The sequence below is a fragment of the Vibrio sinaloensis genome (assembly GCF_023195835.1).
In the GTDB taxonomy this organism is placed as follows: Bacteria; Pseudomonadota; Gammaproteobacteria; order Enterobacterales; family Vibrionaceae; genus Vibrio; species Vibrio sinaloensis_C.
In genome coordinates this window covers 486,535-499,283 of sequence record NZ_CP096199.1, presented here as the reverse complement: position 1 = coordinate 499,283, position 12,749 = coordinate 486,535, and the positions used below count along the sequence as shown (strand labels likewise).

Genomic DNA, 12,749 nt, shown 5'->3' with positions numbered 1-12,749 from the left:
ATAATAATTCCGTTATCGACAACGATGTCGCCACTCTCCTATCAAATGTGGTGGTGTTTCATCAATACAAGAGAGCAGCAGCAACTGTTCTCCGTCGATATAGTAGATGGCATTTTGAGCATATTTCAGCCCTAGTTCCACTGCCTGTTCGAGACTGATTGGTGCGGCAAAACTTTCTTCAACCCAAGTGAAGTTTTGGTTGCCCACTAGTACGCAACTATAACCAGTATGGACCAAATCTGCAGCTAAGCATTGATTATTTCTATCATTCTCTGCTGGGGAACAGCGCACACTCGATGGGTTCCAAGCGGTAACTATGGCGAACTGCGACGCCTTTGGATACGTTGTAAAACGAAAAAAAGGCTGGCGATACGCACGCCAAAGATCAGCATCTATAGACATCATTTCTATTGTTATACATTGATTGAATACTATTAATATTTGTTACATTCTAACTCTTGATATAAATCAACAAAGTGTCTGGAATTAACATTTCTACGTTGTTAGCATGCTGTTAACATTATAAAATCCGCCTCAAAGACTAATAGAAGGCAGAGGAATATGGACCTCTAAAGGTCGAAAATGCACCAAGGATGGCGGGCAATCAAAGAGAGTGTAATTTTATAATCTTTGGTTTATTATCAACATCACATTACCTGTATGTTATGTTTTTGCCTAGAATTTAATCTATTAGCACAAATTTTTCACAAATTTAGGTACCGCCAATGCAAACCCCGCACATTCTTATTGTTGAAGATGAGCAAGTAACTCGTAACACTCTTAAGAGTATTTTTGAAGCAGAGGGATACGCTGTTTTTGAGGCCAGTGACGGTGAAGAGATGCACCAGGTGCTGTCTGATAACCAAGTTAACCTAGTTATCATGGACATCAACCTTCCAGGCAAAAACGGTCTACTGCTTGCGCGTGAACTTCGCGAACAGGCTAACGTTGCGCTGATGTTTTTGACTGGCCGCGACAACGAAGTAGATAAAATCCTTGGTCTCGAAATTGGTGCTGATGACTACATCACCAAACCATTTAACCCACGTGAGCTCACTATCCGTGCGCGTAACCTGCTCAATCGCTCAATGAACTCAAGTGCGGTTAGCGAAGAGAAGCGCAGCGTCGATAAGTATGTGTTTAACGGTTGGGTACTCGACATCAATAGCCGCTCTTTGGTAAGCCCAAGCGGTGACGGTTACAAGCTACCCCGCTCTGAGTTCCGCGCGCTACTTCATTTCTGTGAAAACCCGGGCAAAATTCAGACTCGTGCAGACCTGCTTAAGAAGATGACTGGCCGTGAGCTCAAACCACACGACCGTACTGTAGACGTGACTATTCGTCGCATCCGTAAGCACTTCGAATCCGTGTCTGGTACGCCAGAAATCATCGCAACCATTCATGGTGAAGGCTACCGCTTCTGTGGCGATCTTGAAGACTGATCGCAGATTAGATTGACAAATGGAGCCACTAGGCTCCATTTTTTATCGGTACCATAAAAAATGCTCACCACTTGGTGAGCATTTTTAATTCAAGCAAGAGTAAGGTTACCCTTTACCGCCTTTAATCGCATCAATGATTTCAGTTGTTGAACAGCCATCTTCGAAGTTAAGTACTTTCACTTCGCCACCATTGGCGATGACCTCTTTGCCACCGGCGATCTCTTCCGGTTTGTAATCGCCACCTTTGACCAACAGGTCAGGCAATACTTCACCAATTATGCGCTGCGGAGTATCTTCGCTAAATGGCACCACCCAATCAACCGCACCTAAGCCCGCTAATACAGCCATACGACGATCGGTTGGGTTGACAGGGCGACCTGGTCCTTTAAGACGCTTGACCGATTCATCGGTGTTGACCGCGACAATTAATCGATCGCCCAGCTCAGCGGCATGGTTTAGATATGACACATGACCAGCGTGCAAAATGTCAAAGCAGCCGTTGGTCATCACCACCTTCTCTCCTTTGGCTTGCGCGTTTTTCACCGCTTGGATCAGCGCTTTTTCGCTAATCACACCAAAGTCTGTATCTTGGCTACCATGCACGGCCTCTGCCAGCTCAATTGTCGATACTGTCGACGTTCCCAGTTTGCCAACCACAACTCCGGCCGCCGCGTTCGCCAATGCACACGCTTCATCCAGTGGTTTGCCAGCGGCAACAGAAGCGGCCAATACTGAAATGACCGTATCACCGGCACCGGTCACATCGTAGACTTCTTTCGCTTGAGTCGGCAGGTGGAAAGGCTCTTGGCCTCGGCGCAGCAACGTCATGCCATGTTCACTGCGGGTCACTAGTAGCGCATCAAAGTCGAATTTTTCGATCAATGCTAGGCCTTTTTCAACCAGATCTTGATCCGATTTCACTTTACCCGCGACCAGTTCAAACTCAGCCAAATTTGGCGTCAGTAGAGTCGCGCCGCGATAGCGAGAGAAGTCAGCCCCTTTAGGATCAATAAAGACCGGAACATTCGCCGCACGCGCTTTTTGGATAAACAACTGCACGTGTTCAAGTGCACCTTTGGCGTAATCCGAAAGCACCACAGCTTTCACTTTAGGTAGCGCGCGTTCCATACGGTCGAGGATTAACTCTGCATCGACGTTTTCGAACTGATCTTCAAAATCAAGACGGATCAACTGCTGGCCGCGGCTAAGTACACGTAGCTTGGTAATGGTTGGGTAGTTAGGCAAGCCTACGAAATCGCACTTAACCTTGAGCGCCGATAACGTTTCGTTGAGTACTTTCGCCGGCTCATCAATCCCAGTTAAACCAACAATATGAGCGTGACCACCAAGAGAAGCAATGTTCATTGCCACGTTGGCAGCACCACCTGGACGCTCTTCATTATTTTCTACTTTGACTACAGGCACTGGCGCTTCTGGCGAGATTCGCCCAGTCGGGCCATACCAGTATCGATCTAGCATCACATCACCAATGATCAGCACACCAGAATCACTGTAGTTCGGCAGGATTGGCTTCATTGTAGGTCTCCAAATTCTAATTCGGGCCAAAGTTTAGCATAAAGCGACTCGGTTATTCTAACCACTGATGCCATTGTTGAGTAACAAGTTCTCGCTCAGCGACGAACTTATCTTCAGCAACATCGGCATCGAGATTGAGTAGGTTTCGATGGTGAATCTGATCACGCATCTCAGTATAAGCATGAGTGAGCGCCATGGCGTCTGCTTGGTCAAGAATACCCTGAGCCGTTAAGGTTTCGATAATCCGTACATTGTCGCTCCAGCGAGTAAGTTTCGGCTTTTGCTGACTAAAGCGCAGCACCAAATACTGGACTAAAAACTCGACATCGGTGATTCCCCCGGGGTCTTGCTTAAGCATAAAGCGACCCGCTTTCTTTCCCCCCAAGTGTTCGCGCATTTTCACTCGCATCTCCGATACCTCTTTGACCAGTGTCGCCTGATCGCGTTCAAGGCATAGTATTTGATGACGAGTTTGAGCAAATGCTTGCTGCAACGGCGTATCACCGTAAATCATCCGCGCTCGCACTAGCGCTTGGTGCTCCCAAGTCCAGGCATCTTGCCGTTGATACTCATCGAACGCGTCGGTGGGACTTACCAGCAAACCCGATACACCAGAGGGACGCAGGCGGGTGTCGACCTCATAAAGAATCCCTGACGCGGTGCGAGTAGAGAAGATATGAATAATCCGTTGCGCCAAACGTAAATAGAATTGGCGACCGTCTATCTCTTTCTTACCATCGGTGTACACATGCACTGGGCAGTCGTGAAGAAAAACAATGTCCAAATCCGAGTTATAACCGAGCTCCCAGCCGCCAACTTTGCCATACCCAACAACGGCGAAACCTTTGCCATCTCGCTCTTTTACATGCGTCGGTTCGCCATATTTCTCGCTCATTTGCAGCCAAGCTTGATTGACCACAGACTCTACGATCGCTTCTGCAAGATAGGTTAAGTGATCACTTACTTTCATTACTGGCAACACGCCTGCTATGTCTGCAGCGGCGATTCTTAAGATGCAAATCTGCTTAAATTGGCGCAGCGCTTCCATTTGCTGTTCCATATCATCTTCTGGAATCCGAGCTAAGAAGTCTCGCAATTCAATACGATAGCTATCCAGAGCAATAGGGTTATAGAGTTGTTGCGGGTCAATCAACTCATCAAGCAGAATTGGATAACGCCCTAGTTGTTCAGAGATCATCGGGCTGGCTGTACACAAACGGACCAACTGTACTAACGCTGCTGGGTGTTCGTCGAGTAACTCTAGGTAGGTAGTTCGAGTGGCGATTTTGTTCAGTAGGTGCAGCACTCGGGGTAAGCCAAACTTAGCGTCTGGGTGTGCATACAGCGCCGAGAAAATTTTGGGCATCAGTCGATTCAGCACCTCACGTCCGCGTGGTCCCAAGGTCTTTTTGGCTAAATCTTGTTTGAACTGAATAATGGTCGCCGCCATCGACTGTGGTTGCTCAACCGCTATGTCTTGTTCAAGAATATGCTCAAGAACATCTTGTTTGGCGGCCATATCCCATAGTTCAATGAAGTGCTGAGCCACCTCTTGTTGCTCGTCTTCGTCATCCCCGATGAGATCAGCAAATACCGCGTGCACATTGGCCATATGGGCCTGAACATCGGCTAAAAGATCTGACCATGTTTGATAGCCCATCGCGACGGCCAGTTGCAATTGCTCCAACTCGCACTCAGGTAGGGTTTGAGTTTGCTTGTCGGCCATCGCTTGCAACAGGTTCTCTAGGCGACGTAAAAACTTGTAGGCCTCACGCAGATGCGTTGTCTCTTGTGGGGTGAGTTGTTCAAGCTCTTCAATCGCATCTATGGTGACCAATAGGCCACGTTGACGCAATCCAGGTTCACGTCCACCGCGAATAAGTTGGAACACTTGAGCAATAAATTCGATTTCACGAATGCCACCAGCACCGAGTTTGATGTTGTTACTCAGTCCACGACGACGAACCTCACTGCTGATCATCGACTTCATTCTACGCAGCGACTGAATGGCACTGAAGTCGATGTAACGGCGGAAGACAAACGGGCGCAGCATTTGGCGAAGCTCTTGGTACTGTGGATACATTTCGCTGCCCATTACCCGCGCTTTGATCATGGCATAACGCTCCCAATCACGGCCTTGCTCTTGGTAGTAATCTTCCAAGGCAGCAAAACTCATCACCAACGGACCACTGTCACCAAACGGGCGCAAGCGCATATCTACGCGATAGCAAAAGCCATCAAACGTCTGTTGATCAAGCGCTTTAATGATTCGTTGACCAAGTCGAGTAAAGAACTGAGCATTGGCAATGCTTCTGCGCACGCCTTGAGTTTCGCCGTTTTCCGGGTAAGTAAAGATTAAGTCGATATCCGAAGAGAAGTTAAGTTCACCGCCCCCCAGTTTGCCCATACCGATAATCAGCAAAGGTTGTGCTTCACCTTGCGCGTTGGTTGGGGTCCCCCACAATTGACAACATGCCTGATACTGCCATTGGTAGGTTTCGAAAATCATCGCTTCTGCCAGCTGAGAAAGATGCTGCAAACTCTGCTCTAAACACCATGAGGCGGTAAAGTCTCGCCAAGCAATATAGACCATTTCTCGATTGCGGAACTGGCGCAGCACACGATGACCTTGCTCTTCCGTATCACACTCACTCAGCAGTTGTGCCAAATGTTGTCGATAATCCTGATAACGTGACGACATGCTTAACATCTGTGGCAGTTGCTGTTGCAGGTGCTCATCGGTCGACAAGGTGTCACTAATAAACTGGCTTAAACCGGCAACATAGGTCAGTTGCTCACGTAGCGACTCTGGCCAATGCGCCAAAGTGAGTGAAGGGTTTAAAGGTTCAAGAGCCGATCGGGAGTGAGGTATGAGGCTTTCTGGCAGTTGCATGAGTCTTCCTTGTTCGAGAAATACCAGCGGGAGAACGAGTATGTTCTATTTATACCAATAAAAAACGCCCACTAGTAGCAAGTGGGCGTTTATTCATGTGACTTGAGCGTTAGACCTTAAAAGAAGTGATCTTTTTATCCAGTTCTTCGGCGTTTTGCTGCATGATCTCTGAGGTTTCTAACAGCTCAGATACCACAGTGACGGATGCCTCGACCAACTCACGAACATTAGTCAGATTCTGGTTCATCTCTTCAGCCACGCTGCTTTGCTGCCCTGCTGCGGTGGCAATCTGGAAGTTCATATCGTTAATCTGATTGACCTGATCAACAATGCCATCCAACTCAGTCCCGGCGTTAGTAACCAGCTCTACCCCTTCAGCGGCCTCAACCACACTCTTCTCCATCAAGTCGACCGCTGAGTTTGCACTGGTTTGCAACTGCGTGATCATCTCTTGGATTTCGACCGTTGCTTGCTGAGTGCGCTGGGCTAGATTGCGAACTTCATCCGCGACCACGGCAAACCCGCGTCCCGCTTCGCCGGCGCGCGCCGCTTCAATCGCTGCGTTTAGCGCCAGCAAGTTGGTTTGCTCAGAAATGCCTTGAATGGTCCCCACGACGCTACCAATCGACTCGACACTCTCTTCTACTTGATTAACCGCTTGCGCTGAAGCAGTAATGTCTTTTGAAAGCTCACTGATTTTAAGTACGGTATCTTGAACGAAACGTTGGCCGGTGGCCGCAGAGCCTGACGCATTCTCAGTCAGAGAAGAGGCATTTTGTGCATGTCCCGCCACAGTTTGCACCGTCGAGGTCATTTCACTCATCGCCGTCGCCAGTTGATCAATTTCGTTAAACTCTTCTTGTGCCGATTCTTTGGTTTCCGACATGCTGAGTGTCATCACTTCGGTCAAACCTGACAGCTCTTGTGATGCATCAATCTGCATGCGAATCATGTCTTGCAACTGAATTCGGGTCTTCTCTAGTTCGCGCGCAACATCACCGTACTCATCTTTACACGCCATCTCAATGGGTTGCGAAAGATCACGCTGAGCCATCATCTTGATCGAATCGCTCAAATACTGTGTTTGACGCAGCATCACACGCGCTGCAAACAACAATATCGCGACAAACACGATGATCAATAAACCCGTTTGCCATGCCACTTGCACAAGATAGGCATCGTAATGTTGTTGTGCTACTTGAGCATTTTGTGTCGCAGCGAGAAGAGAATCATGAAAGGTGCTCGCATCCCACAACTGCTTACCGATAATCAGTAATGTACTGAACACCATCAGCATTACCATTTTGGGCACGAGCCGAACATCGGTAATCACTCGTTCCCACGGCTTAAACGCCATCTTGGTCATTGTCCATTCTCCACTTTGTCATATTTTGAATTTTCAATGCGTTATACTAGAGTGGCAACACAGGTGCGACTCCCTCGACAGCACTGAACTATATTTATTTCGAGCCTCGTATGAATAGTGATATTACCAAAGACGATACAAAACCGATGAGCTTGCTGTCACTGATCTTGTCATTTATGGCGCTATTTGTGATCTCGGGCTTATTGTTTTTCCCATTGCAGCCAGAAACTCGACAAGTTCTTATCGGCTTGGACTTTGTTATCTGTAGCATTTTTCTTCTTCAGCTAAGTGTAGACATGATCCGTGCGACAGACCGGATGAAATTCTTGCAACGCCACTGGATCGATTTGTTAGCCAGCATTCCGATGATCGAACCGCTCCGTTATGCGCGCCTATTCTCAATTCTGAGAGTGATATTGGTGATTCGCTCGAGTCATAACCTACTGCGTCAATTACAACAGAACAAACGTGAAGCGACGCTGGCCTCTATCCTATTGCTATTGGTGGTATTGCTGACAGCGGGCTCCAGCATCATGCTGTTTATAGAGGGGCAATCGCCTGAGGCGAATATCATCGACGGCGGCGACGCGCTGTGGTGGGCGTTGGTGACGATCTCCACCGTCGGTTATGGCGATCACTACCCAGTGACCAATGGCGGACGCATATTGGCTGCCGGGTTAATCATTTGTGGGGTCGGCTTGTTTGGTATGATCTCGGGTTTAATTACTTCAATGATCACTTCACCATCTAAACTGCAAGATCTGCGCTCACAAAATAAAGAACGATTGTTGCTTGAACTGGTCGAAAAACAGAACCAGATTCTTGAGCGTCTCGACAAACTGGAACGAATCAAGGGTGAGCAACAAAAACGAGAGCCTTAAGCTCTCGTTTGGTCAACCGTTCGGGGAGATTAGTCACGCCAGTATGGCTGAGCCTCAATACAGATGATGCGTGTCTGCTCCATCGCATGCAAAATTGAAGTCTGCTGACGAATCAACCAACGTTGTAGCTGCTCACGTTCTTCCGTCTCTAACTTTTCAACCAGTTGCTCGAGCGTTTTGAGTTTGAGTAAATCATCGGTACCGTGCAGCAAATCGCTCCAAGGAAGACGGAAACTGTTACGCTCTTCATCATCATACAGACTGGCAAAACTGATACCGGTATAGAGATTTCGCATTAAGCGATACTGCTGCTCGATATAATCCTCAGCAGTGAGATTTTGCTCGGGAGGAAACGCCTCCATCAACTCAGCCCAAGTTCGGTCGAGTTGCTCTATCGAAAAGTGCTCGATATTGAGCGCCATTTTTTCACGTGCTTTGTCATCTAAAAAGGGTTGCCAGCCACGGGTCAAAATCCAGCGACTGAGATCGAGCAACAATCCGGTGTAACGCGCCGAGTTGATCAGATCCAACATCTGTTCACGCGATGGCATTTGCTCCTGGATAAGCTTCAACTCCGCGACTAAGAATTTACGTGCGTCGAGCTTGCGCAGCGCATGACCTTTGTCATCCAGCAAGTCTTCTAAATAGTCGTTATCGTGCAGCCATTCTAACTCTTGCTCTAACCACTTTAGCTCTTGACGCAAAATCGCGCTCGCTCGGCGAGGCACTACACCACCGTATACGGTTAAAATCTGGCGAATAAAACTGATGGCGTTTTTGATCTCGTGCAGAGCATGAATAGAATCGCGCTCTGCATATATTTGCTCATGATAGTGCCAATGAGATAAAGCGTGTTCCAGCGAGTTAATAAAGCAAGACTCAACCGTATCCTGTTTACTGGTGTTAACCAGCGCCAGCGGTTTCGCTTCATCCCCTGGGTAATCCATGGCGAGGCGATACCCTTTTGCCGCTTTACTTAAGTTGCCTAAGCGCATCCCCCCGTGTTCACACAAACTGCGAGCTAAGGTAAATAGCGCATCGGTTTGACCGGACTTGAGCTCAAGTTCGACTTCACAAATCGGATCTTGCTTATCATTGGCTTCCACTGCACCTTGGTCAAAAGCGACTTCGACCTGACTGCCGTCTGGCATACCAATCAACCACTGCTCGCGCGTAAAATTGGTGGAGAATAAAGGAGTAAGTTCAGATTGCAGCGATTCGATATCTTTACCTTGTGGCCATATATCGGTGGGGTGCAAATTGAGATCAGGTTGATTGCTGTTGTGTTCAGCGTTGTATTCAGGCCTTTGATGCAGCCCTGCGACCACCCGTCCAGCGGTTTTGACCGTTTGCACATAAACTTCATCAAAGCGGCGAATGCGCAAGCCGATATCGTGTTGACGTAACCAATTGTCAGGGGTATCAAAGTAGGTATTGCCCAGCTCGCGACAGCTATGCTGAAGTACTTTGGTTTCAGAAATCTTACTGCGTAAAGTCTCTGAAAAATCAGAAGAAACAAAAAACTTCAGTTCTATCTCGGTTTCCATAGTGTTACCTTTCAAAGCAGATAGAAACAGGATATTGCCAATTTTCTTACTCGGCAAGAAAGAAATATCAGCCTAATGATGATCTAAAACAGTTTTAATGAATGATTTAATGGGTTAACATGCGCGCCTTTATAGCCATCGTTCAACATTTCGCCACGAGATGGTGTATGTTACTTTTTAGGTTATAGTAATTGGGTTGAATGACCATGCCAGTAAATACAATTATGGGGTTATTTGCAAAGTCCCCTATTAAACCTTTGCAGCGCCACGTTGTGTGTGTCAACGAATGTTGCTCGCACCTAGTCAACTTCTTTGAAGTGAGTTCAAAGGGTGATTGGGAGAAAGCCGCGGAAATTCGTGCACAAATTTCTCATCTAGAGAAAGAAGCCGACGTACTAAAGCGCGAAATTCGTCTCAAACTTCCTCGTGGTTTGTTTATGCCAGTCGACCGCAGCGACATGCTGGAGCTTCTGACACAGCAAGACAAACTCGCCAACCTTGCAAAAGACATTGCTGGCCGCGTATATGGCCGCCAATTGATTATCCCTGCACCTCTTCAAGAGAACTTCATCGCTTACGTTAAACGCTGTTTAGATGCAGCAGACCAAGCGCAGAAAGTGATCAATGAGCTTGATGAGTTATTGGAAACTGGATTCAAAGGTCGTGAGGTTACCCTTGTGGCTGAAATGATCCATCAACTGGATGTGATTGAGGACGACACTGACGCAATGCAGATCGAGCTTCGCCAACAATTAATGGCGATTGAAGCGGATCTAAACCCTGTTGATGTGATGTTCCTTTACAAAATTCTAGAGTGGGTAGGTGGTATTGCCGATCAAGCGCAGCGCGTGGGTGCTCGTCTTGAAGTCATGCTATCTCGCTCATAAACATAAGTTAACCAAATAACGAAGAGCATCTAACCAGTTCACACCCCTAGCTAAGCGATAAATACTGACGCGCTTTAGGGGTTTTGTCGTGCTAAATTTTTGCTCCGCTTGTTATCAACAACTAGGTATTACGATGGATATCCTTGCGAACTATGGCACTGTCCTGATTATTATTGCAGCAGTCTTTGGCTTTATGATGGCTATTGGTATTGGCGCAAATGACGTCGCCAATGCGATGGGCACATCAGTCGGCTCTAAGGCACTTACAGTAAAACAAGCGATCATCATTGCGATGATCTTTGAATTTGCTGGCGCATATTTGGCAGGTGGCGAAGTAACCGACACTATCCGTAAAGGCGTTATCGAAACGTCACTCTTTGCTCATCAGCCTGACGTACTTGTGTTTGGTATGATGTCTGCCTTGCTTGCGGCGGGTACTTGGCTACTGCTTGCGTCCTACATGGGCTGGCCGGTATCTACCACCCACTCTATCATCGGCGCCATCATCGGTTTTGCCTGTGTATCGGTTGGTACAGAAGCCGTCGACTGGGGCAGCGTTCAAGGTATTGTAGGTAGCTGGATTATCACTCCAGTGATTTCTGGCTTCTTTGCCTACGTGATTTTTGTCAGTGCACAACGCCTGATCTTCGATACCGAAAAGCCACTATTTAACGCGAAGCGCTTTGTGCCGGTATACATGTTTATCACCACTATGGTTATCGCACTGGTAACGATCAAGAAAGGTCTTAAACACGTCGGTCTGCACCTATCGAATGGCGAAGCTTGGATGTGGGCCGCGGCGGTTTCAGCGATCGTGATGGCCGGCGGTTACGTTTACATTCAAAAGAAATTTGCTAGCCGCGAAGACGACCATGGCTTTGCCGGCGTAGAAGGTATCTTCAGCGTACTGATGGTGATCACTGCGTGTGCAATGGCATTTGCTCACGGCTCTAACGACGTAGCGAACGCGATCGGTCCATTGTCTGCCGTGGTATCTACCGTTGAACACATGGGTGAGATTTCAGGTAAAAGCACCATCGCATGGTGGATTCTACCTCTAGGTGGTTTCGGTATTGTGGTTGGCCTTGCGACCCTCGGTCATAAAGTAATGGCGACAGTGGGTACTGGTATTACCGAACTAACGCCTAGCCGTGGTTTTGCTGCGCAGCTTGCTACGGCATGTACTGTTGTGCTGGCATCCGGTACCGGTCTACCTATCTCGACAACACAAACGTTAGTTGGTGCGGTTCTTGGTGTTGGTTTCGCACGCGGCATCGCAGCCCTCAACCTAGGTGTGGTTCGTAATATCGTTGCTTCGTGGATCGTCACACTGCCTGCAGGTGCCCTACTTGCGGTAGTCTTCTTCTACGCGATTCAAGCAATGTTCATTTAATCAATAAGGTCAGTGATGTGTTAACTCACTGTCATTATTGACTCAAAACCGCAGAAAGGGAGGCTCAGCCTCCCTTCTTTGTTGCAGTCGGATCAGAAACTACTTACTATTTGGCGTTAGCAATAAAAGACAATGGGTATTAGCCCAAACAAAGACTGTTAAAGGATTTACCGTGAAAAAACTGGTTTGCTTGGTTTTAGTATCAATGCTGGCAGTTCCTGCTGCATTTGCTCAAAACCGTTATATCTCTGATAAGCTCTTCACTTATATGCACTCTGGCCCGAGCAACCAATTCCGCATTATTGGCAGCGTGGATGCTGGCGATAAAGTCAAGGTACTATCGACCAACAAAGACACAGGCTACACTCAAGTTCAAGATGAAAAAGGTCGTACAGGTTGGGTAGAAAGCCGCTTTGTCACCAACCAAGAGAGTATGGCACTTCGCCTTCCTCGCCTTGAAAAAGAACTGGCTGAAGTAAAAGAAAAATTGGCGAATTCCCGTTCGAATGCTGATCAAGAAAAAGCGGGCTTAATCGATTCCCTAGAAACGCGTAACCGCCAAATCAGTGAACTTGAGCAAGGCTACAGCGAAATGAGCCAACAACTGGCTGCCTCGCAAGAAGAGGTGCGCAAACTGCGCGCTAAGCTAGATACCCAGAAAGACGATCTGCTACTGAAATACTTTATGTACGGTGGTGGCGTTGCCGGTATCGGCTTGTTGCTCGGTTTAATTCTGCCACATATCATCCCGCGCAGAAAACGTTCGCCATCGGGCTGGGCTTAAGCTTTGAACAAATATTATAA

The 12,749-nt window shown here is 47.7% G+C and carries 10 protein-coding genes; 5 read left to right on the top strand and 5 right to left on the bottom strand.

The window, feature by feature from the left end; all coding sequences use genetic code 11:
• Positions 1–12: 12 nt before the first annotated feature.
• Positions 13–405 (bottom strand): DUF3293 domain-containing protein, encoded by a 393-nt coding sequence (locus MTO69_RS02365; protein ID WP_348983337.1) that lies wholly within the window; start codon positions 403–405, stop codon positions 13–15.
• Positions 406–725: 320 nt separating this feature from the next.
• Between MTO69_RS02365 and arcA the strand changes: the two genes are divergently transcribed.
• Positions 726–1,442, top strand: coding sequence for a two-component system response regulator ArcA (arcA, locus tag MTO69_RS02360; protein WP_176288626.1), 717 nt, complete (start codon positions 726–728; stop codon positions 1,440–1,442).
• Positions 1,443–1,547: 105 nt separating this feature from the next.
• On the opposite strand, the gene hldE is transcribed toward arcA, so the two are convergent.
• From hldE to MTO69_RS02345, 3 genes are all read right to left on the bottom strand, one after another.
• Positions 1,548–2,978: a bifunctional D-glycero-beta-D-manno-heptose-7-phosphate kinase/D-glycero-beta-D-manno-heptose 1-phosphate adenylyltransferase HldE gene (gene hldE / locus MTO69_RS02355; RefSeq protein WP_248330782.1), complete on the bottom strand. Its 1,431-nt coding sequence runs from the start codon at positions 2,976–2,978 to the stop codon at positions 1,548–1,550.
• Positions 2,979–3,030: 52 nt separating this feature from the next.
• A complete protein-coding gene (gene glnE / locus MTO69_RS02350; protein WP_248330780.1) occupies positions 3,031–5,871 on the bottom strand; it encodes a bifunctional [glutamate--ammonia ligase]-adenylyl-L-tyrosine phosphorylase/[glutamate--ammonia-ligase] adenylyltransferase in 2,841 nt (946 codons plus the stop codon).
• 109 nt (positions 5,872–5,980) lie between these two features.
• A complete protein-coding gene (locus MTO69_RS02345) occupies positions 5,981–7,237 on the bottom strand; it encodes a methyl-accepting chemotaxis protein (RefSeq protein ID WP_248330778.1) in 1,257 nt (418 codons plus the stop codon).
• Between the two features lie 110 nt (positions 7,238–7,347).
• Here MTO69_RS02345 and MTO69_RS02340 point away from each other — a divergent pair, with 110 nt between their 5' ends.
• A complete protein-coding gene (locus tag MTO69_RS02340; RefSeq protein ID WP_248330776.1) occupies positions 7,348–8,118 on the top strand; it encodes a potassium channel family protein in 771 nt (256 codons plus the stop codon).
• Positions 8,119–8,147: 29 nt separating this feature from the next.
• Here MTO69_RS02340 and MTO69_RS02335 read toward each other — a convergent pair whose 3' ends face one another.
• Positions 8,148–9,665: an inorganic triphosphatase gene (locus MTO69_RS02335; protein ID WP_248330774.1), complete on the bottom strand. Its 1,518-nt coding sequence runs from the start codon at positions 9,663–9,665 to the stop codon at positions 8,148–8,150.
• Between the two features lie 206 nt (positions 9,666–9,871).
• Here MTO69_RS02335 and MTO69_RS02330 point away from each other — a divergent pair, with 206 nt between their 5' ends.
• The 3 genes from MTO69_RS02330 (at position 9,872) to MTO69_RS02320 (ending at position 12,729) form a co-directional block, all read left to right on the top strand.
• Positions 9,872–10,552, top strand: coding sequence for a TIGR00153 family protein (locus tag MTO69_RS02330; protein ID WP_248330773.1), 681 nt, complete (start codon positions 9,872–9,874; stop codon positions 10,550–10,552).
• A gap of 133 nt (positions 10,553–10,685) precedes the next feature.
• Positions 10,686–11,945: an inorganic phosphate transporter gene (locus MTO69_RS02325; RefSeq protein ID WP_248330771.1), complete on the top strand. Its 1,260-nt coding sequence runs from the start codon at positions 10,686–10,688 to the stop codon at positions 11,943–11,945.
• Between the two features lie 172 nt (positions 11,946–12,117).
• A complete protein-coding gene (locus MTO69_RS02320; protein WP_248330769.1) occupies positions 12,118–12,729 on the top strand; it encodes a TIGR04211 family SH3 domain-containing protein in 612 nt (203 codons plus the stop codon).
• Positions 12,730–12,749: the final 20 nt, after the last annotated feature.